Consider the following 25,239-nt stretch of genomic DNA (forward strand, 5'->3'; position numbering starts at 1 on the left):
TCGAGAACTATTTAGAGGTACAATAGTTTATATTTATTCTTCTTCTCTTGAGTTATATTGGTCAATAAAGGTGTGTAATTCATTTTCCATGTCTGCAGTCGGAAAATATTGTTCCATTTCAAGATCATATTCTATCCATTTTTTTAAGCCAGCGTCTTTAGCAAAGGCGAATAATTTTTGTTCTAATGTTTCCGTTTTTTTTGAGATACGGTCAACTTCTGTTTTATGGCTGTTTATCATCCATTCTCCACAAAAGGTTAAGGTTAATAAGGTTTTGTATTCCTCTTTTGTTAGTTCTATTGTCATGATTTTTATTCGATAGGTTCGTTTGGTAAGTTTTTTAAATTTTTTATATACCTGTCATTATCAAACGTTTTTCCCATTTGAATAATTTCAAACAATTCAAGAGTCACACACTGCTCTATCATTTGTTTAGTTTGGGCGTCTGTAAATCCAGTTTGTAGTAACTGTTTATATACGATTTTTGTTTCCGGAGGATCATTGTTTTTTAGTTGGTTTTTTACTATTTCCGAAATCTGTTCCCTTAATATTTCTTGTTCTTTCATTACTGAGTTGTTTTTTAGTTTATGCTCAATATCTTTTTCAATCGTTAAACGAATTTAATTAAATTTTGTTAGAAAAGCTGTATGTGTATTTTGATAACCATTCATATTTTATTTTTAAGATGAGGGTCTCGATACATGTATCTTTTACGTTGTCACTTCAAAAATAAACACTCGAATTGACGATGCGTGTGCACTCATGTAGTTTAATTGAATACTATGAAAGGTTAAAATAGATTAGAGTTTGCATAACACACACACACACACACACACACACACAACCGAGTCAGCACATCCCGTCAGTTCGAGTGATTTGTTAAGCATGAGCAAATTAATTGTATCGAGAACTATTTAGAGGTTAATAAGCTGTAGTTACTCATTTGAGTAAGTAGAAGCGTTTACCTCAAACGTGAAGCGATTTAAAAAAAAGGTGAAGTTCTCGATACATTTATCTTTTACGTTGTCACTTCAAAAATAAACACTCGAACTGACGATGCGTGAGCACTCCTGTGGTTTAATTGAATACTATGAAAGGTTAAAATAGCTTAGAGCTTGCATTACACACACACACACACAGCCGAGTCAGCACATCCCGTCAGTTCGAGTGATTTGTGAAGTATGAGCAAATGGTATCGAGAACTATTTAGAAGTTAATAAGCTGTAGTTACTCATTTGAGTAAGTCGAAGCGTTTACCTTAAACGTGAAGCGATTTAAAAAAAGATGAGGTTCTCGATACATGTATCTTTTACGTTGTCACTTCAAAAATAAACACTCGAACTGACGATACGTGAGTACTCATGCGGTTTAATTGAAAACTATTAAAGGTTAAAATAGATTAGAGTTTGCATTACACACACACACACACACACACACACACACACAGCCGAGTCAGCACATCCCGTCAGTTCGAGTGATTTGTGAAGCATGAGCAAATGGTGTCGAGAACTATTTAGAAGTTAATAAGACGTAGTTACTCATTTGAGTAAGTAGAAGCGTTTACCTTAAACGTGAAGCGATTTTTAAAAAAAAAGATGAAGTTCTCGATACATTTATCTTTTACGTTGTCACTTCAAAAATAAACACTCGAACTGACGATACGTGAGCACTCATGCGGTTTAATTGAAAACTATTAAAGGTTAAAATAGATTAGAGTTTGCATTACAAACAAACAAACAAACAAGCAAACAAACAAACACACATGCAGCCGAGTCAGCACATCCCGTCAGTTCGAGTGATTTGTGAAGCATGAGCAAATTGTATCGAGAACTATTTTAAAGTAAAATAATTTATAACACAACTAAGCTAACGATCTAAAGCTGTAAGAACAGTCGTATTCCTTTTTTAGAAAAGCAAAGCGCCCTTATGATATACGTTATTGAATAGCCTCCAAGAAGGGAGACATTTCTAATATTTGAATATCTTCACGTTTGCGTAATTCTCTTAAAAACCAACCTTTATGTCCGGCACCATACGTAATTAGTATTCGTTTTCCTTGATAGCGGTGTTTTTCTAATGCCTTTTCAATATTCCAATAATGTGCGATATTAATATTTTCCCAACCACCAAGACCAAGCTCGTCATTAAACAATTTGTTATAAGGCTGTAATGCTATATCTTGAATACTGTCATAAGTGTTAGTATGTATAAAATAGGGATCATTGACTTTACCACTAGCTTTGTATATTGAATCCGAAAGGTTATTCCCTTTTACATATTGGGCCCAATCCTTTATTCTAGACGTATCTTGTCTAATCGCTCTTAATTGTTCGCCACGCGCTGTAGCCATAGATCTTGTCCATCCAGCTGTTGGAATAATTTCAAATCCCATGGTTTTTGATAATGGAAATATAACATCCACATATTCTGGAAAGCGCATCGTGCGAGGTTCCGAAATACTATCATCTCTTTTAAATCCGTCCATAGCTGTTTTAAAAAGATTTGGAGGAATCTCAGTGAGTATATAATCTGGATTGATGTTAGTGACTATTTTTTTTAAATAAGCTGTAGTGTAAACACTATCGGTAAGGTGACCTCCGTGGATTGTACCTAATACTAAGACTTCATTTTTTATTTTATTGTCCGATTGGTCTATGTCTTCCTTGTGTTTACAACTGGTTATAGTGAAAAGTAAGACTACTAAAATAGAAAAAGAGCGTATTGTTTTTTGCATTATGGTATAAGTTATAGATCGCCCTAAAGATATGTTATTTTGGGATGACTAAATTAATGCCTAATTGTTTTCTTAATTGCTCGTAATTTTTGGAAAGCAGAAAATTAAGGCTAATTAAATTTAAAGTGCAGTTGTCTAAAACTATTGGGAATGCTATGCGAAAGTATTTAGTTTTGTGTGTGTGTTAGTGTCATGATTTGAGTAGTTTTTGGGGTTTGTTTTGTGCAGTAGTAAATGTCACTTTAAGCTCTGCTTTTTTCAAATTGTTAATAATCTTAGTTATCTTTTTTTAACTCATAAATCATTATTCTTTATCTGTTGTCGAGCTTTCGTACTTTTTTAGTTAATATTTTCGTTTTTAATTCTTTTCAAAACTTCCTCAATCGAAAAATTCGGTGGTAAAGGTTTAAAGTTTTTATTTGAAACAGAGAATTTTTTGCGTTGAAACTCTCTTAATTTTGGAATCTTCAATTTTGAAACAAGTATAGCGTCATTTGTACCGCCTTTCAATCGCAATAAATCCTTTGTAGCTGTTTCTGTTGGTTGGGTTAGTCTAGTGTCTCCAAATTGGCTGGTATTGACCTGAGCGACATAGCAATGTAAATCTCTTGCGCTTGCTTCAATTATATTTGAGAAATATGGAGTGTCTTTGTTCCATTCTAGTGCGATAAGTAAATCAATTTTACTTCTCAGTAAGCTTCTATGTTCTAAATCTGCTAATTCAAAACAGTAGAATACTGAAAAGTAGATGTTTTTCCAATTGAAAATATCATATCTGCTTATGCTGGGCTTTGGTACACTTAAATGATTTTGAGAAATTAAATGTTCTTCAACTGGAGCATAATGATTTTTGAGTCTGAAAACTATGGTAGCATCTTTAATTCCATTTACTTCTACTGGAAGTATAGTAGCCACAAAATTAAAAGCGGTTTTATTAGAAACAATATGTTCTAGTCCAGAGATTACAAGAGTTTGATTTTTTTGCGAATAACGGGCTAAACTAGGTAGTAAGTTTATTGGGATAAAAAACTCAGGAAATAAGACAATATCTGAGTTTTCTTTTCTGGCTTGATTTAAAATTAAAGCTAGACGTTGGTATCTTTCAATAGATAAATTTGGTTCATTTCTAACGCCTTTGACAATATTGTTTTCTGTTACTTCGGTATTCGCAAATGAAATACTAGGCTCCTCAATTTTATCTTTAGAATTAATTCGAAATTCCTTTATTTGATTTTGGTCTCCCAAATTATCGTCTCTATTCACCAAATTATAGAAACTTGATTTTAATTCTTTATCATTTAAAATGTAATGAGGTAAATGATTTGTATTCCCTTTTAGATAAATATCAAAAGCATAATCTAAATAATACTCTTCCTTATCATTTTTTATTTTAGGCCCTAATATATCTGTTAAGGGATATCCATTTTTTTCTTTACATTCTGATTTGTCGAATTTAGACAACTCTGTAAAAGTAGAAGCAAAACAACATTCCCAGAATTTTATTGGTCTTGGAGAATTTTCTATAAGGTTTTCATCTAACTCATAAGACTCAATATCGAGTTGAAGTTTTAGTAAATTACTAAATCCTCTTTTAGAATCTTTTGTATAGTTTAATAGTGGAGTAGAAACATATTGATGCCTAATCATATTTGTTTCTCTAAACCTATTCTGCCAAACTGAATTTGATTTCGTTATTTCGTTGTTATTCAAATAATAAACTAAAAGAGAATTTGATAGTTCAATTGTTTTGAATTCAAAATGACGTTCAATATCTCTACTTTGATTTAAAAACATTGGATTCAATGAAATAGTTAATTCGTGAGCACAATCTAAATACTCAGCCATAGACTTTTGAACAAGGCTATATTCGACCTTAGTGTTTTCTATAAAATTAATATCTTTTTTACCAATTTTACCAATTTTATCAATTTGTTCAGCGCAATGAATATAAAAATCGATATACGATTTAGGTTCTTTATTGACTAAAAAATAAGTAAAAACTCTTTCCCATAAACGATAAAATTCGAGACAAGTAGAGCCTTTGAAAAATTTAAGAACTTGATTTTTTTCTTTCTCAGAAATACTTCGTTCGTGATTTAATGAACTAAATATTTGATTGGAAAGAAATAAAGTCAAACCATATCTGTTTTCTTTATAATCTTGTAGGGTTTTAATTTTCCCTTCTGTTCCATTGTAATCTAAATGATACGCACTTGATTCAAATTCCCCTAATGAATTGTCGTGGCTTGGTAAATCCCGAAACTCACTAGTTCTTTCTTCTAACTCTCTCTTCAATTTATTTATTACCATATCTGATGCTTCCGAATCAAAGTAGTAAAGAAGTGTTTTTTCACTTTGGCAGAACAATGACTTCTTCCCATTTATTTTAAAAACTCTTCCTTTAGAATTACTTGAATTACTTGAATTACTTGAATTTTTGGAAAAAGGAGAATCAACAAGGTTTATTAATGGGCTAAGATTTGAAATAATATATTTCTCAATTTTATTAAGAGTATCTTCCTCAAAGGTGATTTTATAATGAATACCGTTTGTACGGTTATATTTCTTCTTAATCCTTTTCTTGTAATCATTAAATGAAAATTTAAATTCTTCATTTACTTCTTCATTGTTTGAATTTGGATTTGGGTCTGCAAGAACTAGTAAAATATCATCAACATATCTTCCGTAATATGCAGGTTTGTATTTTTCTACTATTCTTTTATCAAAATCTTTTAAATAATCATTTGCAAGTACGAAAGATGATAAAAGACCTATAGGCAATATAAATTCTTGGAGTTCATTTTCTTCATTGCGTTCTAATTCATTTGAGAAATTATAAGGTTGTTGATATTCTACTGAAATTTTCTCTGTATAAATATGATGAATTTTTAAAAACAACCTGTTTAAATTATTATGAGCTGCATTATAATGAGTTTTATTATCACTGTAAATTAAATCATTTGGTATTCTTACAGAATGGAAATAATCTTTAACATCTAAATTGAGAAAAAGAACATCCCTTTCGTTTTTTATTAATTCCTGAGCAACATTTACAGAGTCGTCTCTCCATTTTTGATATTGTTTAAAATAGGGTTTAAATAAACCAGAGCCGTGAACAATAGTTTTTTTATCCTTACTAAGTAATAATCGATTCCCAATACAATTGTCTCCAAGTTTAGAGTCAATTTGAACACCATAATTTATAGTCCAAAGAACAGACAACAAGTGTATTTCGATTGGAGCGTCTATAAAAGCTGTGAGTCGATTTATTGGATATTCTTTCTCAACTCTTTGATTTGTAATGAAATTATCTGCTATTTCAGTTTTCTCATATTTTTTCGGATAGATATGTGCATCTATTTTATTGAGAAAAAAATCAAAAAATTCTGATGAGCTGTGAAAGTTATTCAGTTCATCCGTAAAGATTTGGAGTTTACTGTCAATTGATTGAGGTACACCAAAATCGTTTTTAAAAATATTCAGTTCATCTTCTAATTGGTATGGTTTTTCGCTTCCTCTGAATAATGAATTAAAATCTTTCGTCAAGTTAGTCTCAAATTCAACTAATTTTCGCCTTAAAATGATATCTGTATTGTCATAGTAGATATAAGTTTTCAGCCTTTTATAAGCGTCTTTAATTTCTTTTAATTCAAATTTCATATTCGAGTGTTTTTAGCGTGAAGCCCAATATTTGATTAATAAAAAAGGATGTCAATATTTTTTTTATCAATCGTTCAACGAAGTTAGATGATTTCTGCTAGAAAAACTATACGTAGAACTACGTAGATTTGTTTAATTTAAATTATTGATTTATTGTGTTTTATGCTTAATGCAGGTTGGGTTGTGTTTAGAATATAACTTTAATAACGCCGACAAGTAAAATCTTCAAATTGTTAAGCGTATTAAAAATTAGAGGTGTCCAAACCCTAAGATTTACCTATATTAAAAAACGCTTTCAAGTAATTGAAAGCGTTTTTTAAGTTTAAAATCAGATTTTAGATTTTATTCTGCTTAGGGTTTCTTGTGAGATATTAATATAAGACGCCACTATTTTGTTTGGTAGACGTTTGACAATATTTGGGTTTATTTTAAATAATTGTTTATACCTTTCTGCTGCGTCTAGCGTGGTAAATGAAATTAATCGTTTTGAATTATTAACGTATGCTTTTTCTAAATAGAGGGTGTAAAACTCTTTCCATTTCGGGATTGTTTTCATTAAATGCCTAAAATCGTCATGCGTGATGTACAGTAATTCGCTGTTTTCAATCACTTGAATGGTTTCTTGTGCGGGTTCGTCTGTTATAAAGCTAACCAACTCTGTAGCAAATTGATTCTCGAAAGCAATATAACGTGTAATGTCTTTGCCTTCCTCGTCTATGTAAAAGAGTCTTAAACATCCTTTTTTTACAAAATAACTAACTTGACTGTTTTTTCCATTAGATAGTAAAATGTCATGCTTATTTTTTGTAATCAATTTAAAATAAGATAAGACGACTTTTAAATCTTTAGCGTCAATTGTAATATTTTTCTTTATATAATTAGTGAGTGCTGTGTAGTTTGTCATTTAGTTGTAGTCTCTCACAAATTTACGATAATGGATAATATCCTGTATTGATAAGACAATCAAATTATGGACTTTAGCAAAGGCTATAATGGTATCTGTTTTAGCCATTGTTCCGTCGTCGTTCATTAATTCACACAGCACGGCTTCTGGTTTTAAACCTGCCAGTTTCATTAAGTCTACGCTACCTTCAGTATGGCCTTGTCTTTCAAGCACGCCATTGTCACGGGCGCGTAAAGGAAAGATATGACCTGGTCTTGCTAAGTCGTTGCTTGTTGCGTTATCTTTGCACGCTTCTTGGATGGTTTTTAATCGGTCACTAGCCGATACGCCTGTGGTGACTCCTTTTTTTGCTTCAATAGTAATAGTGAAAGGGGTTTGAAAGCTACTTGTGTTTTCTTTTACCATATAGGGCAGTTCTAGTATGTCGGCTTTTTTATTAGTTAAGCACAGGCAAACGATACCACTACATTTTCTAATCATAAGTGCCATATTAGCATTAGTTAGATGGTGCGCAGAGAATATTAAGTCGCCTTCATTTTCTCTGTTTTTATCATCAGTTAAAATAACGCCGTGACCATTTTGAATATGTTTTAGTGCGTTTTCTACACGTTCTTGACTTGTGGTGTCAATGCTTTCTGGTGTCTTTAATTCTGTAAGTGCCATTTTAAATTTTTAGTATTAATTTAAATGTAAAATTAAAGTTGTATTCGATCAAATTGTTTGATGTAAGTCAAATAATGAACTTTTTTTAAGTATTGTAGTTTGGTCTATTTTAGGTTAGTTTGCATGTCGGATTGATCTTGGTTTTTGGGGTAGAGGTTGAGGTTGATTGTGGGGAGGTTAATCCTTTAAAATCCAATCAATCAAATCTTCTGTATCAATAATGGACCAGCTATGTGGGTGCCTGTCTCCGTTTGATCGGTAGCCCTTATTAGTCGTCGGAATATAGTCGACATGTTTAAATTGTTGTGCTTCTAAACTTTGAGATAGCTTTTTAATGTAATAAGCATTTAGTTGGTCGTAATTTGCCTTATGGTTGGTTTTCCACCAAAGTGTATCCGGCTCAGTATAGAGTCTGATTTTGGTGTTTTTTAAGCGTTTTAGGTTATTGGTGTAATTACTTCTAGAGGTGTAAACAGCATGTTTCTGGTAGTTTTCAAGATTTTGATCCGGATGACCAAAAGCATCGGTTAATGTGTTTAATATCCATTGGCTTTCTTCATTGGAAATATTAGGATCTGTACGTTTCACATTTTTTTCTGATGAGGTATATAACGCTGCTAAATCTATTGGAGAATCTACAATAAACACGCCCTTTGGATCAATATAATACTGTTTTAAACCGATTATAAAATCACTTAACAAGAGGCTTACCACACCACCGCTAGAAAATCCACCAATATAAATGGCGTTTGTTGGTAATTGGTTATCGACTATAATCTTTTGTATTTGAGAGGCCAGTTGGTGTTTTTCTTGTGTTTCTAGCCATAATTTTTTGTTGTAGTTAGAAAAAATAACAGCAATATTATTTTGTTTGGCAAGGTCAAGAATTTTAAATTCTCTTTTTATGTCTTCTGCCGTTTCAGGGAAGCCTCCAAAAAGCACTAGTACCGCTTTGGCTTTTTGTGTTGGTTTATACAGTTGGTAATCGGTTTCTATAAGTTCTATATAATCAGGAGTTTCAACTGTGATTGACGTTTCCTGGGGGCTGTTGTTTTTACAAGACGTTATTGTTAAAAGAAGGAGGAGTAGTGTTAGGGTTTTATTCATCTTAAAAGGTATATGGATTATTAGTCTGTAAGCTTACGGTTTTATTGTGATGGCCGTTTGCTATTTAGAAAGGTAACCCATTAAAAACTAACACGCAAACTAACGTTCGGCGTTAAGCCTAAAGATTTATTGTTGATTTCAATCGTTTGGTTGGTGTCTTCTGGATCGACTTCAAAATAGCGATTGATTATATTATTTTGATTCGTCAGATTTCTAACACCTGCTCTTAAGGTAAATTTAGTTTGCTCCGATAGGTTTATATCGTAACTAATAGAGGTGTCGATCCTAAAAAAGGGAGCGACGTTATTACTATTGGGCTGGTCGTAATTGACATAGTAATCATTGTTAATTTTAACGGTTTGGTTAGCTTCCAATGGTTTAGTGTAGGGTTGCCCAGAACGCCAAATTCCGCCAAGGGAGAGTTGTAAGTTGTCTAATACGGTGTAGTTAAGCGCCAAGGATACGGAGTGTCGGATATCAACATTGTTTGGGAATATGGAAGGCGTAAAACTTGTAAACTCGTAATCGTTAATACTATACGTATAACTTAACCAAGTGCTAAAATTATCAGCCGTTTTATTGGCTAAAAATTCGAGACCTTTTGCGGTGTAATTACCCGTCGCGTTGAGGTATTGAAAGTTGTTATAGAAGCCTTGGTTTATGGCGGTAATACCATTTACTACTTTGTAAAAACTAGTCACATCAATATTAAAATTATGCTGTTTAAAATCGACACCAAAGGAGGCTTGTTTGCTTTTAGAGATTGGTATGGCTGCATTATCCGCTAAGATCCAACGTCTATTTTCCACACCTAGAAAATCATCTTGAAAATCTACTATTTGTGTGGCAGACTGATTTTTAAATTCGCCTTCCAATTTTAAAGCGAATTGATTATTTAGTTTTTGTCTGATATTTAAGCGAGGTTCAATTAATAACAGGTCAAATTTTTGAAAGTAATTGGCACGGACTCCGATCCTGAAATAAGTATTGTTTTTATTGTATTCGACTTCAGAAAATAAGGCGTGATTAAGTAATACGTCTTTTTTAGTACGATTATAGGACGGTGCTGTAACTGTGGTTTCGTTTAAAATACCGATTTCGTCAAACTGGTAACCATTTAAAAAGGATAGATTACTAGTTATTGCCCACTGGGTTTTTAGCTGGACTCCAGTTTCTAAAACCTCGTTAGCTTGTGTTAAACGTTGCTCCGTTTGGACACGTAAGTCTGAAGCATCTACATTGTATTGCGAGTAGCTTCCTGCCACAATAGTACAGAATTTATCGGTCCATTGTGCTTGCCAATTTCCGGCGTAACCTAAATTGTTTTGTGAGAGGTTACTAGTTTTTGAAGTGGTTGTGTTTTCGCTATCAGTAATACTTTCGGCATAATCTAAAGTGTTATTAATACCAATAACATTAGCTCTAAACTTGTGTTTTTTATTTAAATCAAACACTACTTTTGCGGAATAGTCATAAAACACAAAATCGGATTGGGTGTTACTATTTGCAATACTAGCGTTGGTATTAATATCACTATCCTGAAAACTTCTTTCAAAATAATTATCGTAAGTCGGTGTGGTAAATACATCTGTGATAGACCGTCTTCCGGAAAGGTGTAACTCTAGTTTTTTGGTAATCGGTAATTCTAAAAAAGCATCCGCGCTTATTAAGTTTATACCAGCACCTCCGGAGATAGTATGGGAAAGCTCGTCTTTTGTAAACATAGTAATGGTACTAGAGACACCATCGCTATATTGGCTACTTGTTCCGTTTTTGGTAACCACAACTTTGTTGGTTAAGTTGGGGTTATAAGCGGATATTAATCCAAAAAAGTGTCCCGAATGGTACATTTTAATACCATCCCAAAGCATAAGGTTTTGGTCGTTAGTACCACCTCTTACATTAATATTGGCAATGCTTTCATTAACACTTTCTATTCCTGGAAGGGCTTGTATAGATTGTAAAATATCAGGCGCTATCAATCCTGGTAAAATGCCAAATTGTTCTGTGTTTAATAACAGACTTCCGTCCATTAGTTTTTGTAAACCCGTGGTTAGATACTTGGTGATTAATACCTCGTTAAGCATTTCGTTATTTTCAATCAGACGTACGGGTTTGCAGATCTCACTGTCTGAGAAAAAATATTTAGCAAGCACGTCTTGGGATTCAAACCCTAAGTAAGAAATTGAAAGCGTAGCATTTAATGGCAGATCTTTAAATTGAAATTGACCATCATAGTTTGTAGTAGTCCCTTTGGTGGTTCCTTTTATAACTACAGAAGCGCCTAATAGGCTTTGGTTTGCTGTTGCAGAATAGACCGTACCGCAAATAGAAATTGTTTTTTCTAATACCGAAACCGTAATGTAACGTTGGTCAATAGTCTTAAAATTTAAAAGTGTATTAGCGTTTAAATAGTCCAGCGTGTCGTCTAGATTTAATACGGTATCAGGTTTTGAAATTATAATATTAGCAACATCCTCCACCGCGTAAGAGAACTTGACATTAAATTCCGATTGGAGCGTTTTAATGTAGTCTGCAAGCGGCAGTTTGTCTGTCTGACTAAAACTGACAGTAACCAATACTAAACAAAAACAGGTTAGCCAGAAATTACCCTTCATATTTATAAAATGTGACTGTTTTTCCTTCAATTTTAAAACTTATTTTAAGAGGGATTGTAATGGATTGTAATGCGGTATTTAAATTGTTGTGTGTAAACGTACCTGTAAATAATTGCGTGATATCAACAGCGGTTGCCTTGATAGTCACATCGTATTGACGCTCTAACTCTGCAATGACTTCCTGTAATGCTATTTTGTTAAAACTACTTTCGGCTTGTAACCATGATGGTGTTGTGGTAGTATCGCTGTCTATTAATTCGATATCGCCATTAACCACCTTAAAGCCTTTGCCTTTTGATAATTTTATAGTTTTATTATTATGGGTGACGCTAACCAAACCTTCGTAACAAATGACTTCAAAATAGTGGTCACGTTCTTTGACGTTAAACTGTGTCCCTAAAACTTGTACAATTCCGGCGTCCGTGGTTACCGTAAACTTTTGGCCTTTACTAACTTTAAAAAAGGCTTCTCCGTCTAAAGTTAAATCGCGATGGTCATCCCAAGTTTTTTTATTATAAGATAAACTAGACTTTGCGTTTAATATAACTTCGGATTGATCTGGTAACTGTAACGTTTCTGTCTCTGCAATTTGTGTGGTAAAATTGGTCGTGTTATTAAAAAAAGCAAAGTAGGATACGCCCAATAAAACAATAACCATAGCGGCAACTTTAAAAAAGGTTTTAAAGTGCAACGGAATGACTTTAGGTTCTGTTTTGGTTAGTTTTCTGTTTTTAAAGGCCTCTAATGCCTGTTGTGCCTCCACTTTTGGTGCTTGCATTTGTGCACTATAATGCTTGATTTTTTCTAAAGTTTTAAAGTCTTCGGATTGTTTTAAATCGTCAAGCTCCTGTTTAGACAAGTCATTATTAAACCATTTTAATATGTTGTTTTCTTCTTTCATTTTATAAATCCTTCAATCTTAAGACAATTAAATACTAGTTTACCCTACTTTATTAAATGTTTTCTATGTGTTGCTTTAATGTTTTTAAGGCAGCAGACATTCGTTTTTCAACCGCTTTTTGAGAGAGGTCTAATAGTACAGCAATTTCACGATACTTTTTGCCTTCAATTCTATTTAATAAAAACACTTCACGCTGTCCATCCGTCAATAAAGCAATAGCATTTTGTAGTTTCACTTTAAATTCTTCTTCTTCTAATAAGTATTCTGGACTTTGATTGTCTTGATCTATATAAGGTGCTGCTTTGGCGTAATCCATAACCACCTTATTATGTTTGATGGTATTTAAAAACATATTATTAATAGAGGTAAACAGATACGTCTTTGCTTTTGTGAACTCTATTTTAGAACAATTTTCCCATATTTTAGAAAAAGCGTCCTGTACTAAATCTAAACCTTTTGCAGAATCTCCGCATTTATAATAGGCAAAGTTGCTCGCCGATTGGAGGTGCTCTAAATAAAAATTACTGAAGTAATTTTCTTCGCAAAGGTTGTTTTTACTGTCAATCATAAATTAGGTTAAGCGTTTCAATACTTCTTTTTTTGGAATTATTTTTTTGTAAAAGTAGGGTAAAATTATTTTGTGTTGTCTTAAGGTCGTATTAATCCAAAAGATATGAAATGGAAACCGAAAAATTAATCACAATAGTAGAAACCTTTTTAGTGATCATACTATTATCAAGCTTTGCAGCTTCAATTTATATTATAAATCAATTATTTAACATTTTAGGGTAGGGTAAAAAATAAGCCAGTTGTCTTACTTATAGACAGGCGAAAAAATTGCTATCAAAAAGAAATTAACAAAACAGAAAAAGAAGAATTAACTTTACAAACTTTTAAATTATGAAAAATCTAAAATTATTTACAGCGTTATTTTTAACTTCAATATTATCTCTTACATCTTGTCAAGATGAAATTGATAACGAAAACGGAAATAACCCAAATACAAATACGGCCAATTCTGAAACAGCAAAAAATCTAGAACGTGCTTCTGCATATGATGGGTCTTTTGATGACTTTTTGGATGATATGTCATGTGCATCTGTAATATTACCAGTTGACGCAACGGTTAATGGCGTACAAGTGTCTATTATTAGTCAATCGGATTACCAACAAGTTATTGATATTTTAGCACAATTTAATACGGATGATGATACTGTTGTGTTACAGTTTCCATTTGCAGTAACACTTAGTAATTATACAGAGGTTGTTATTGCTAGTCAATCGGATTATGACGAGATTATTGGAGCTTGTGAGGATTTGGAAGCAGCAGGCGAATCTGCAATATCATGCGTAACGTTTGATTTTCCTATCACTATTCTAACATATAGTTTAAGTTTAGAGCAAACGGGTAGTGTTGTTGTGGAAACCGAACAAGCATTATATACGTATATGAATGACTTTGGTAATGACCAGTTATTTGCAATTAATTACCCAATTACAGCAACTGTAGAAAGTAGTACGACACAGTCTGTTGCTTTTAATAGTGATGCCGAATTGCAAGCTGCCATTACAGATTGTTTAGGTATTGAAGATTTAGAAACACAAGCGCAAAATGATGCAGATGAATTAGAAGCAATTTTAGTTGATGGTGTATTTCAGGTAGAAACGGTTATTGATGCGGGTATTGATACGGCTATTGATTTTGCCGAGTTTACTATAGATTTTGCTAATGATTTATCAGTAGTTGCGGATAATGTAGTAAGTGCAACAGTACAGGATGTACAAGGGACGTATCAAGTAACATCAGAGACAGAAGTGTTTTTAAATTTATCATTTGCAGGAAATGCAACGTTTAATTTATTAAACCAAAACTGGACAGTGACTAGTTTTAATAGTACTTCAATTTCTTTACAAAGCACAACAAATGCAGCGTTAACTTTAGTGTTAACTCAAATATAAAGTCGTTAAGTTAAGTGGTTAGTATTACTTTTAACAGTGCTGCTATACTTAACGGTGTAGCAGTACCGTTAAAAACAAAAGGATAAAGATGAAAAAGATAAGCGTTTTAAGTATAGTGTTATTGGTGTTGTTATCATGTAGTAGTGATGATACGCAATCCAATTCTAGTAATAACGAACAAGCTAATAAATTATCTGTGGGAGTGTCTGCAAACGATTTATTGTCGGATACCTCCTTTTCTAGCTTAGTTGTGGAGCTTGTTTATGTTGAAGGTTTTGAACCATCAGAAACAGCAGTAAATAATTTTGTTGCTTTTTTAGAGGCTAGAACGGATAAGCCAAACGGAATCACCGTAGAAAAACGAGCAATCGCATCTCCAGGACAATCTCCTTATTCTAACGAAGAAATAACCGTTATAGAAGATGCTAATAGAACTTTATATAATAACAATAGTCAAATTGCAGTTTGGGCCTTTTTTGCAGATGGTGAGTCGGAAAGTAATACCGATACAGGTGTTGTGCTCGGTACTGCTTATCGTAATACCTCTTTTGTGATTTATCAAGAAACGATTGAGGACTTAACTTCAGGAACTTTTACAAATACAACACCAATATTAGAGTCTACGGTAATCACACACGAGTTTGGACATATTTTAGGTTTGACAAACCTAGGAAGTGCGTTGCAATCTAGTCATGAAGATGCAGATCATCCAAAACATTGTGATGTTGATAGTTGCTTAATGTACTGGCAGGCCGAAACAGGTGGTGGTGCTATGGGCATGATCTCTGGTGGTACGATACCACAATTAGATGCACAATGTATTGCTGATCTACAAGCAAATGGTGGGAAATAACTAAGGCATACATTACATTTTTATTACTTAAAACAAATACTTATGAAAAAGCAATATATAATAATGGCATTATTTTTTGGTGCTCTATTTTCAGTAAACGGACAAGAGCAAACATTTAAAAGCAAATCTAACGGAGGTATTAAAGCTGGGTATAATTTAGCTGCTGTACAATATGATGGCGATGCAGAAACAGGACAGCGTAGTGGTTTTCATGTTGGTGTTTATGGCGAATCGTATATTTCAGAATTTGCGTCTATCCAAATAGAAGCTTTGTACTCTCAACAAGGGTATCAAATTGAAACTGACGGTGGGACATTTACGCAAAAACTAAACTATATAAATCTACCATTGTCTTTAAAACTGTATCCGGTAAGCGCGTTTTATTTAGAAGCTGGGCCACAAATAGGTTATGCTATTTCTCATAAAGAAACATACGATAGTAATTTTAATTTGTTTGACACGTCTCAAGAGTTTGAGCCAAACAATTTTGATTATGGTGTTAATTTTGGAGTGGGTTTTAAAACAGAGTCTAACGTGACGTTAGGGGTGCGCTACCATCTGGGATTAGGAGATATTTATGATGATGGCTCTCCTAAAAATAGAGTATGGCAGTTTTCTGTAGGATTTGGATTTTAGATTGTAGGGAAAAAATAGAACACGAAAAAAAACCGCTTTCATGTAATTGAAAGCGGTTTTTTATATGATTGTCATTACATAGAAGTGTGACGTCGCAATCTTCTTGTAAAAGAAAAATAAAACCTCAGAGGTCTCTGAGGTTTTAGGTAAAATATAAATAATTAGATCTTTATTAAAAGAAGCCCATCGGTTTCTTGTCGTAAGAGATTAACATGTTTTTTACAACACGGTAATGATCTAAAGCCATTTTATGGTTTTCACGACCAAAACCAGACTCCTTAACGCCTCCAAAAGGAGCATGAGCAGGGTAGGTATGGTATTGATTGACCCAGACTCTACCTGCTTGTATCGCACGTGGTACTTGGTATAATTCGTGAGCATCACGAGACCAAACCCCAGCACCTAAGCCATAAGGTGTGTCGTTTGCAATTGCAATAGCTTCTTCAGTAGAACTGAATGTTGTTAATGCTACAACTGGTCCAAAAATTTCTTCTTGGAAAATACGCATCTTATTATGTCCTTTTAAAACGGTAGGTTGTATATAATAACCTTCAGAAAGCTCACCGTCATAATTACCAGCGCTCCCACCAGCAACGACTTCTGCACCTTCATCTTTTCCTATTTTGATATAATCAAGGATTTTATCGTATTGTGGTTTAGAGACTTGAGATCCAATCATTGTTTCAGGATCTAATGGGTTTCCTGTTTTGATTGCTTTTAAGCGCACTTTCATTTTTTCGATAAATAGATCTGCAATATCTTCGTGTACTAAAATTCGAGATGGAGCTGTACAAATTTCACCTTGATTTAAAGAAAACATTAACGCTCCTTCAATAGCTTTGCTAAAAAAGTCATCATCATGAGCAGCTACAGATGGGAAAAATACGTTTGGAGATTTACCACCTAATTCCATTGTTACAGGAATAATATTTTCTGCTGCATTGTGTAATACTTTGCGTCCAGTCTCAGTAGAGCCAGTAAACGATAATTTTGCAATACGTTTTGAGGTTGCTAAAGCTGCACCAGCTTCTGCACCAAAACCAGTTACAATGTTTAATACACCTGCTGGTAAAATGTCACCAATAAGTTCCATTAGCATAATAACACTTGTCGGTGTTTGTTCTGCGGGTTTAACAACAGCAGTACAGCCTGCAGCTAATGCCGGAGCAATTTTCCAAGCTAACATTAACATTGGGAAGTTCCAAGGGATAATTTCACCAACAACACCTACAGGCTCATGTAATACAATACTAACGGTGTCTTTGTCATGTTCTGAAATACTACCTTCGTCTGCGCGGATAACTCCAGCAAAATAACGGAAGTGATCAATACAGTAAGGGATGTCTGCTGCGCGGGACTCTCTAATTGGTTTACCGTTATCAATGGTTTCTAAAGTTGCTAAGTACTCGAAGTTATCCTCCATAACTTGAGCGATTTTTAATAGCATATTACTACGCTCTGTTGCTGAAGATGTACTCCAGGCAGGAAACGCGTCATGTGCGGCATCTAAAGCAAGATCTATATCTTCTTGAGAAGAACGTGCTGCTTGCGTGAATACTTTACCATCTACAGGGGAGACGTTATCAAAATATTTACCGTTAACAGGAGCAACGAATTTACCTCCAATAAAATTCCCGTATTTTTCTTTAAATACAGGCTTTGTTACATTTGCCATAATTATATGTTTTAAATTATTATTTAATTGAATCTTACAAAAAACTAATGTTTGTAAGTATAGTGCAAATGTAAGTTTGGTTGTTTGTTCTTTATTTATTGAAATGGTTCATTAACTTATGAAAACAGGTCAATATTTTGTGCTGCTTATTAAATAAGTTAAGCAAGAGGTGTAACGCGTTGGCTTTGTGCCTGTTACTATTGGAGTGTTTTTTGTTTTAGAGTTTTATGGACTGATTGTGGGGTTTTGAAGTACCTATAAAAGTAGTTTGGCCTTTTATAGGTGTTAAGTGTCATAAATTGATGATCTAATAAAGGGTTTGTGGTAATAATATTATCTGCGTTAAATCTTATTTTATAAAGCGAAGCTATGGACGTATAAAATTTAAATAAATAACTTATTAAATGTTCAATCCTGCGATTGGTTGTATATTAGCGAGCTTAAAAATAACGTATAAAAAACTATTATTTTTTGTACCAATTAGTAGATCTTATGAAGCGCATATTTTCAAACTTATTATTTAAAGTTTTTCTAGCTATAGTATTGGGTATTGTTTTTGGACATTATCTCCCGGAATCTATAAACCGTGTGTTTGCAACTTTTAATGCTTTTTTTGGGCAATTTTTAAATTTTGCTATTCCGTTAATAATAATGGGCTTGATAATGCCTGCCATTTCCGACTTAGGCAAAGGTGCCGGTAAGCTGTTATTGCTAACGGCCGGTATTGCTTATGGGTCTACCTTGTTTTCTGGCTTTATGACCTATTTTGCAGCTTCTAATATCTTTCCAATGCTTTTAGAGTCTCATGTCAATGAAGCAACTCAGATTACTGATTCAGGTCTTGAATTATTACCTTATTTTAGTATTAATATTCCGCCAGCATTAGATGTCATGACAGCTTTAGTCTTAGCATTTGTAATTGGTTTAGGACTTGCCTCGCAGGAACAATCTAGTTTGAAATTAGTGGTAAAAGATTTTCAAAAAATTATAATGCAATTAATAGAAAACGTGATTGTACCTTTATTACCTCTGTTTATTTTAGGGATATTTGTAAGTATGTCTTTTAGTGGAAAGGTATTCTCAATCCTTTCTATATTTATAAGTATTATTGGAGTCATTTTTGCCTTACATATTCTATTGTTATTCCTTCAATATACTATTGCAGGTATTCTTACAAAAAAGAATCCTTTAAAGTTGTTAGCAACGATGATGCCTGCTTATTTTACCGCATTAGGGACTCAGTCTTCAGCAGCTACGATTCCTGTAACCTTAGAACAAGCATTAAAGAATGGAGTTTCTGAAAAAATAGCAGGCTTTGTTATTCCATTATGTGCTACCATTCATCTTTCAGGAAGTATTATGAAAATTACTGCTTGTGCTATGGCATTAATGGTTTTGCAAGGCATGCCTTTTAATTTTACACTCTTTGCAGGATTTATTTTTGTGTTAGGAATAGCTATGATTGCAGCACCAGGAGTGCCTGGAGGAGCTATAATGGCAGCTGTGGGTATCCTACAATCAATGTTAGGTTTTTCTGAAGAAATGTTAGGGTTAATGATCGCTTTATATATTGCAATGGATAGTTTTGGTACTGCTTGTAATGTTACAGGGGATGGTGCCATAGCTTTGGTTGTTAATGAAGTAACAAAAGGAGAGGCGCGTGCTTAATTAGAGATTTCTGTTGGATTGATTCCAAACTTGTTTTTAAAGGCAGTACTGAAATTTGATAGATTGTTGTATCCAATATCTAAGTAAATATCGGAAGGTTTTAGATGACCTTCCTGTAATAATACTTTTGCTTTTTGAAGACGTTTATCTTGAAACCATTGTCCCGGAGGGCTATTGTAAGCTGCAATAAAATGGCGTTTAAAAGTCGATAAACTCATATTGCATAAAAAAGCAATTTCTTCAACTTTAAGATTAGAATTAATATGGTTTTCTATTGTGTTGTTAAAAGGGGATATTTCTTTTGAAATCAAAGCATGTAAATAGTACTCAAATGGATTCCCATATTTATCAAGTAGGTATAACATTATTTCGTCAAACTTTAAAGATAATAGAGCAGAGCTGTAATTGTTTTTTTCGAATGCTTTTGAAGATAGAGAGCTTATAAAAGCAGCAATGTAATCGTCATTTTCAATAACAAAATAGGGGACTTCTTCTTTGTAAGGTTTGACATTGTTGGTGTATTTGCTTAAAAAATCAGTGAGTTTTTGTTCAGAAAAGAAGAAGAGTTTACAATAGTAAATAGTTTCTGTATCTAGTAATTCTGTCCAAAGCCAATTTCCTTTTTTTAAGAGTAAAGATTGATCTTTGTTTACTGCAACCGTATTACCTGAAAAGTGAACCTGTTTTTTGCCTACTTGTAAAAAGCTAAACATATTCATCCCTAAATTAACCTTACTTTTAACAACATCATTACTCATTTTAAAATCATACACGAATAAATCTGAATTTTTTGTGCTATCTTTTATGTAGATTTCAGGTATGTTTTCTATTGCCATTGATGTTGTTTTAGAATTAGAATTAGAATTAGAATTAGAATTAGAATTAGAATTAGAAGATAAGATGTTAGTTTTAAAAAGATGGCTTACTCAAACGTTATATAATCAATTTCAATATCAAAAGCACCTGCCTTTTTATCACTAATAATTATCGCTATATTAAAAACGTCATCTAAAGCTTTTGTTGGCATTTGATCTCCAATAATTTCACCAATACGGTAATGTTTAAAGTCCGATAAGTTAAGTGTTAAAACCGTCCAGTCTGTTGTGTTTGGCGTAAACAAAAATTTGTAATATGGTATATAATACTGTTGACTATTTTTTAATGACACCCCAAACGTACGATCTGTGTGGTTGCTTTTATAGCGGATGCTAACTGTTTTACAACGGGTTAATACGCCTGCGGTAATTAAAGTGCGCATACTTGCAAATCCGCCATTGTTTTCTAGTCTGATTTCGCCTTTAAAAACCATACTGTTTTCTGATAAAGTTGTATTGGATTTTGACAAGCCTCCCATGACACCATCATTAACAATGCGCCAATCATCTCCTGATTTGTTCTTTCCGAAATCGACTGTTAATCCTGTGTTTGCTGTCATAAAACGGGTGTTGTAAATAATAAAACATTATGATTAAAGATACAAAGTAACAAAAGGCAATACTATTAAAGGATTGTTAATTGCTTTTAGCATTTTGTTAGTTATATACTAATCTAAAAGGGAGTTGTAAAAAACTTATAGCAGGATTGCCCTTTGGATCTTTAGCTGGCGTCATTTTTGGAATTGCTTGAATGATACTAATAACTTGCTCTAGATTTTCTGTCTTCTTTTCTCCGTAAGCAGAAAGGACGTCTATAACACCTGTTTTGTTGACAAATAGTTTTAAGATAAAGCGCTCATTCATGTCATTGCTGTTGTCCGTGATATAATTATTTGAATTATCATTTTCAAGCACAATAAATTGTTTGTTAATTAGTCGTTTTAGTGTGTTGTCTAAACAATTTAATTGTGCAGTATTGTTATCCAAATTAACACAATTAGGATGGATAGGAGGTGTGTTTTTTCTTGTTGTTCCAGTTTTATTTCTGTAGAATTTTTGAGTGTAATCAAAAGGAAGCTTGTCGATTTTTAAAGTGCCATTATCTAATGTGTCTAGTTTAAAAAACACATTAAACTCAGAGCTGTAATAATTTAGATTATTAGGCATGATTTTGCTTAAGTGAGCAAGTGTTTTATCTTTAAAAAGGCTATTGTAATCTTGGATTATTTTGGCGGATGTAGTGTTATTTGGGAAGGATATGTCTTTTATCAGTAAATCTTTTTTGTTAGCGTATATATTTATAAAGACGGATAAAATATTATCATTAGCATCGTTTAATAAAATAGTTTTGTTCGCATTCTGTAATTGTAAAAATATAGCCTCTTGTATGGTGTTATAAAAACATAGTTTTACATCTTGTTTGTCAGTACATTCCTTGAATACTAAATTGATTCTTTCAGGATTGTTTTTAAGGATATATTGTCTAGGAATAGTGTATTTGGTTTCAAATAGAATAGGTGAAAGGTTTAATTTGTTTTTGTCAGTCCAAGTAAACAACAAATCGTAGTTAATATAGAAATAAGATCTGTTTTTCTTGATTGTTTTATCAATATGAAATTTGGATGATGTCAAGTTCTTAACAGTGACCTTCGTGTCAGTAAAAAGGGTGTTATTCCTCGAATTTTTTATGTACTGATTTGTTATTATTCCTTTTTTGTTAAGTGTTAGATCTAACGAGATTACTAAAGTGTCATTAATAGTACTGTTACGAAGAATGTCGAGGTGTTCTTTAGTTAATGCTTCCATAAGATTTTTTTGAAAAGAAACGTACATTAACTTATTAGCGTCATTATTGTCTTTTAGTTCTTTAAAAACAGCGTCTTGCTTTTTGGTTGTATTATTTATTTTAAGACTGCCTCTTCTGTTTTGGCTTAATGAGATAGTAGAAAATAGTATAAGTGAAATAAAAATTAGTCTGGTCATAATTAAATTTGGTGGTCAGTTTATGATTGTTTAATCAAGAAGTCAAAAGTATAGATTTGTATAAAAATGCTTTAACTTTTAAAATCTAAATGTTTTATTTTAGTATTTCAATGGTGTCTATAAGTAAATATATTCCATCATTTTCTAAGTGTTGTATGTATATACCTAAGCCAATTCCTAGTAATACAATGCCAATAACTAAAGTATAATAGATGTTGTAATTTGTTTTTTGTATTAAACAACATTTGGCATGGTTTGCTGGGTTGTAGTATACTTTTAGCTTGGTGTTTTTGGTTAGTTTAAGGTAGGTGTAATGTTGTTCATTTCTATTTGTCGTGAAACCGTTAGAGTTAATTCTATATATTCTTTTTCCTATTAATGTATTATGACTTCCTTTTGGTTGGTATTCATATTTAACAATAGTTTTATAGGTTATATAAGTCCCTCCGCTATCATTGCTATCTGTTTGTCTCTTTGTTAAAAATTGTGAATCAATAATAATGCCTTCTGTTTCATTCCAGAATACCGATTGCATGGATAGATATATTTGTATTACTGCTAGTAAGAGTAATAATGCACCGCTAATTGTTAAAATATAAATAATCATTATTTGAGCTTAATTTGATTTGAAGTATAATTAGAGGGGTACTTGTAATTTAAATAGAGTAACACAATAAGTAATAATGAAAACGAGAGTGTTATTATAGTTGACCCTAATTTTTTGTAATCAAAGTCATATTGTATTAATGTCGCATGTTCGGGATGTTTGGGATTGACATAAATAAATATTTTTTTATGGTATTGTAATTTCTGAAATAAAAGACGATGCAATTCGTTGGTGCCTTCATTAGTAGCGTTTTTTGTTGTATCTCGTCTTTTGTTAAAACCAATATTATTACTAGTATATTGGTTTTTGTTAAAGTGATAACTGTATTGTATTTCACAAACATCGTTTAGAAAAACAGTATACAAATCAGGATCATCTTTAAGTGCAGGATTTGGAGCTTTGATAAGCTTTATACTGTTAATTACAGCCTCTGTTTTTTTCCAATTGTATTTTTGATGTTCTGTTAGTATTTTTAAATTTATATTTAAAAATTTAAAGGTTAAGAGCAAAAATATAAATAGCATTATAGACAATAATACTATTAAAAGTTTTGGAAGTTTATTCATTAAATATTGTGGTTTTTTTTAACGGAAAACAGATTGTAAACAAACTTAATTGTTTTTATATAAAAAATCTACTCTTACAAGGATGTATAATCTTTGTAAAATCTTATTTTTGTAGCCAATGCAATACACCATTTCTCATTATATTCCAGAAGCATCAGTCTCTCAGGTTTTACAACTGTTAGAACACGATAATTTAATTGTTTTAATTAAAAAGGAACGTAAAACAAGGCATGGTGATTATCGCAGGTTGCCCAATGGCAAACATCAAATAACGGTTAATGGAAGTTTAAATAAATATCGTTTTCTGATTACACTAATACATGAGATTGCACATTTAGAAGCATTTTCTAAATATGGACGTAATATAAAACCACACGGGGCAGAGTGGAAGCATACCTTTCAGCACTTAATGTTGCCATTTATTAATCCAGAAGTGTTTCCAGAGATCATTTTACCTGCTTTAGCAAAACATTTTATAAACCCAAAAGCCTCTAGCGATACAGATGTACAACTCGCCTTAGCTTTAAAGCAATTGGACGCTCCAAATAATAAAAGCTTTATATTTGAAGTACCTTTACATCAAACTTTTAAAACACATAATAACCGTGTGTTTAAAAAAGGAGCAAAACGACGCACACGTCACGAGTGTGTTGAGGTAAAAACGGGTAGGGTTTACCTGTTTAACGCTAATGCTGAGGTAGATATAATTAATGATTAAGTAAAGGCTTAATTCTAACAGTAAGGACATGCAAAATAAAAATTATTACGCTATTTTAATGGCAGGAGGTGTAGGCTCACGCTTTTGGCCTGTTAGTACAGAAGAATTCCCAAAACAATTCCATGATATGTTGGGGACTGGAGATACGCTAATTCAAAAAACATTTAGCAGATTAAGTAATTTAATTCCTAAAGAAAATATTTTCATTCTTACTAATGAAAAATATAACGATTTGGTACTAGAACAACTTCCGGAAGTTAATCAACGTCAAGTTGTTTTAGAACCAGCAATGCGTAATACTGCACCTTGTATTTTGTATGCTAGTTTAAAAATCCAAAAAGAAAATCCTGAAGCAGTCATGATTGTAGCTCCAAGTGATCATTGGATAGAAGATGAAGACGCCTTTACTAAAAATGTAACACAAGCCTTTAAATATTGTGAGCGTAATGATGCCTTAATGACTTTAGGTGTGACGCCAACCTTCCCCAATACGGGATATGGTTATATCGAGTGTGGAGTGGCTTCAGAAGATAATATCAGCGATGTTATTCAGTTTAGAGAAAAACCTGATTATAATACAGCAAAGCAATTTATTGCGAAAGGTAATTTTTTATGGAATGCTGGGATTTTTATGTGGAGTGCAACTAGTGTTATTAAAGCCTTTCAAAATAAGCAGCCGGAATTATTTGAATTATTCAAAACAGGAATACCAACATACAATACAGAGTTTGAAGACGATTTTATTAAAGAGAATTACGCTAAAGCGGAAAACATCTCTGTCGATTACGCGATTATGGAATCTTCGACTAATGTCCATGTAATACCAGCAACTTTTGATTGGAATGATTTGGGAACGTGGGGAAGTTTATATGATAAATTAGATAAAGACGAGAATAATAACGCTGTGGTTAATGCTAAAACATTAACGGAAGATGCGTCGGGAAATATGATCCGTACCAAAGCCGACAAAGTAGTGGTAGTCGATGGATTGAATGATTATATTATTGTGGATAAAGATGAAGTTTTACTTATCTTTCCGAAGTCAAAAGAGCAAGATATTAAAAAAGTACTCCAGGAAGTAAAAGACAAGTATGGAGAGCATTACGGATAGT

22 protein-coding genes are annotated in these 25,239 nt (G+C 32.7%); 6 read left to right on the top strand and 16 right to left on the bottom strand.

All coding sequences use genetic code 11. The features are described from left to right. Positions 1-33: 33 nt before the first annotated feature. From E9099_RS10005 to E9099_RS10050, 10 genes are all read right to left on the bottom strand, one after another. Positions 34-306 (bottom strand): hypothetical protein, encoded by a 273-nt coding sequence (locus tag E9099_RS10005; protein WP_136583483.1) that lies wholly within the window; start codon positions 304-306, stop codon positions 34-36. A 5-nt stretch (positions 307-311) separates the two neighbouring features. After that, entirely contained in the window at positions 312-566 is a 255-nt protein-coding gene (locus E9099_RS10010) for a hypothetical protein (protein ID WP_136583484.1), read from the bottom strand. Positions 567-1,936: 1,370 nt separating this feature from the next. Then, positions 1,937-2,734, bottom strand: a complete 798-nt coding sequence (locus tag E9099_RS10015) for a hypothetical protein (RefSeq protein ID WP_136583485.1) — start codon at positions 2,732-2,734, stop codon at positions 1,937-1,939. A gap of 339 nt (positions 2,735-3,073) precedes the next feature. Then, positions 3,074-6,394 carry a hypothetical protein gene (locus E9099_RS10020; protein WP_136583486.1) on the bottom strand — a complete coding sequence of 1,107 codons (3,321 nt, stop codon included), beginning with the start codon at positions 6,392-6,394 and terminating at the stop codon, positions 3,074-3,076. 328 nt (positions 6,395-6,722) lie between these two features. Then, complete coding sequence (locus tag E9099_RS10025) at positions 6,723-7,298, bottom strand: Crp/Fnr family transcriptional regulator (protein WP_136583487.1); 576 nt, start codon at positions 7,296-7,298, stop codon at positions 6,723-6,725. Continuing rightward, positions 7,299-7,961 carry a 3,4-dihydroxy-2-butanone-4-phosphate synthase gene (ribB, locus tag E9099_RS10030; protein WP_136583488.1) on the bottom strand — a complete coding sequence of 221 codons (663 nt, stop codon included), beginning with the start codon at positions 7,959-7,961 and terminating at the stop codon, positions 7,299-7,301. A 177-nt stretch (positions 7,962-8,138) separates the two neighbouring features. Beyond that, positions 8,139-9,068 carry a hypothetical protein gene (locus E9099_RS10035; RefSeq protein ID WP_136583489.1) on the bottom strand — a complete coding sequence of 310 codons (930 nt, stop codon included), beginning with the start codon at positions 9,066-9,068 and terminating at the stop codon, positions 8,139-8,141. Positions 9,069-9,148: 80 nt separating this feature from the next. Then, complete coding sequence (locus E9099_RS10040) at positions 9,149-11,686, bottom strand: carboxypeptidase-like regulatory domain-containing protein (protein ID WP_136583490.1); 2,538 nt, start codon at positions 11,684-11,686, stop codon at positions 9,149-9,151. After that, on the bottom strand, positions 11,676-12,587 hold the full coding sequence (locus tag E9099_RS10045) for a FecR family protein (RefSeq protein ID WP_136583491.1): 912 nt from the start codon (positions 12,585-12,587) through the stop codon (positions 11,676-11,678). Before E9099_RS10045 ends, E9099_RS10040 begins: the two co-directional genes overlap by 11 nt. A 52-nt stretch (positions 12,588-12,639) precedes the next feature. After that, on the bottom strand, positions 12,640-13,155 hold the full coding sequence (locus tag E9099_RS10050; protein WP_136583492.1) for an RNA polymerase sigma factor: 516 nt from the start codon (positions 13,153-13,155) through the stop codon (positions 12,640-12,642). A 332-nt stretch (positions 13,156-13,487) separates the two neighbouring features. On the opposite strand from E9099_RS10050, the gene E9099_RS10055 reads away from it, so the two are divergent. From E9099_RS10055 to E9099_RS10065, 3 genes are all read left to right on the top strand, one after another. Beyond that, positions 13,488-14,546: a hypothetical protein gene (locus E9099_RS10055; protein WP_136583493.1), complete on the top strand. Its 1,059-nt coding sequence runs from the start codon at positions 13,488-13,490 to the stop codon at positions 14,544-14,546. Between the two features lie 88 nt (positions 14,547-14,634). Then, positions 14,635-15,399: a membrane metalloprotease gene (locus tag E9099_RS10060; RefSeq protein ID WP_136583494.1), complete on the top strand. Its 765-nt coding sequence runs from the start codon at positions 14,635-14,637 to the stop codon at positions 15,397-15,399. 42 nt (positions 15,400-15,441) lie between these two features. Then, positions 15,442-16,035 (top strand): porin family protein, encoded by a 594-nt coding sequence (locus tag E9099_RS10065; protein WP_136583495.1) that lies wholly within the window; start codon positions 15,442-15,444, stop codon positions 16,033-16,035. Positions 16,036-16,207: 172 nt separating this feature from the next. Here E9099_RS10065 and E9099_RS10070 read toward each other — a convergent pair whose 3' ends face one another. Further along, positions 16,208-17,710 carry an aldehyde dehydrogenase family protein gene (locus E9099_RS10070; RefSeq protein WP_136583496.1) on the bottom strand — a complete coding sequence of 501 codons (1,503 nt, stop codon included), beginning with the start codon at positions 17,708-17,710 and terminating at the stop codon, positions 16,208-16,210. A gap of 492 nt (positions 17,711-18,202) precedes the next feature. Between E9099_RS10070 and E9099_RS10075 the strand changes: the two genes are divergently transcribed. Further along, entirely contained in the window at positions 18,203-19,378 is a 1,176-nt protein-coding gene (locus E9099_RS10075; protein WP_136583497.1) for a dicarboxylate/amino acid:cation symporter, read from the top strand. Here the strand turns inward: E9099_RS10075 and E9099_RS10080 are convergent. The 5 genes from E9099_RS10080 to E9099_RS10100 all read right to left on the bottom strand — a co-directional run bounded on the left by E9099_RS10080 (position 19,375) and on the right by E9099_RS10100 (position 23,409). Next, positions 19,375-20,214: a helix-turn-helix domain-containing protein gene (locus E9099_RS10080; protein ID WP_136583498.1), complete on the bottom strand. Its 840-nt coding sequence runs from the start codon at positions 20,212-20,214 to the stop codon at positions 19,375-19,377. The genes E9099_RS10075 and E9099_RS10080 overlap by 4 nt on opposite strands. Before the next feature lie 86 nt (positions 20,215-20,300). Then, the gene (locus tag E9099_RS10085) at positions 20,301-20,813 is read right to left on the bottom strand and encodes a CIA30 family protein (protein ID WP_136583499.1); all 513 of its coding nucleotides are present in this window, start codon (positions 20,811-20,813) and stop codon (positions 20,301-20,303) included. 97 nt (positions 20,814-20,910) lie between these two features. Then, positions 20,911-22,236: a hypothetical protein gene (locus E9099_RS10090; protein ID WP_136583500.1), complete on the bottom strand. Its 1,326-nt coding sequence runs from the start codon at positions 22,234-22,236 to the stop codon at positions 20,911-20,913. A 94-nt stretch (positions 22,237-22,330) separates the two neighbouring features. Further along, on the bottom strand, positions 22,331-22,843 hold the full coding sequence (locus tag E9099_RS10095; RefSeq protein WP_136583501.1) for a DUF3592 domain-containing protein: 513 nt from the start codon (positions 22,841-22,843) through the stop codon (positions 22,331-22,333). After that, the gene (locus E9099_RS10100) at positions 22,843-23,409 is read right to left on the bottom strand and encodes a DUF3592 domain-containing protein (RefSeq protein WP_136583502.1); all 567 of its coding nucleotides are present in this window, start codon (positions 23,407-23,409) and stop codon (positions 22,843-22,845) included. Before E9099_RS10100 ends, E9099_RS10095 begins: the two co-directional genes overlap by 1 nt. Positions 23,410-23,527: 118 nt before the next feature. Here E9099_RS10100 and E9099_RS10105 point away from each other — a divergent pair, with 118 nt between their 5' ends. Continuing rightward, positions 23,528-24,127 (top strand): SprT-like domain-containing protein, encoded by a 600-nt coding sequence (locus tag E9099_RS10105; protein ID WP_136583503.1) that lies wholly within the window; start codon positions 23,528-23,530, stop codon positions 24,125-24,127. A gap of 28 nt (positions 24,128-24,155) precedes the next feature. After that, complete coding sequence (locus E9099_RS10110) at positions 24,156-25,238, top strand: mannose-1-phosphate guanylyltransferase (protein ID WP_136583504.1); 1,083 nt, start codon at positions 24,156-24,158, stop codon at positions 25,236-25,238. The last annotated feature ends 1 nt before the right edge of the window (position 25,239 follow it).

This window comes from Psychroserpens sp. NJDZ02, assembly GCF_004843725.1.
Lineage (GTDB): Bacteria > Bacteroidota > Bacteroidia > Flavobacteriales > Flavobacteriaceae > Olleya.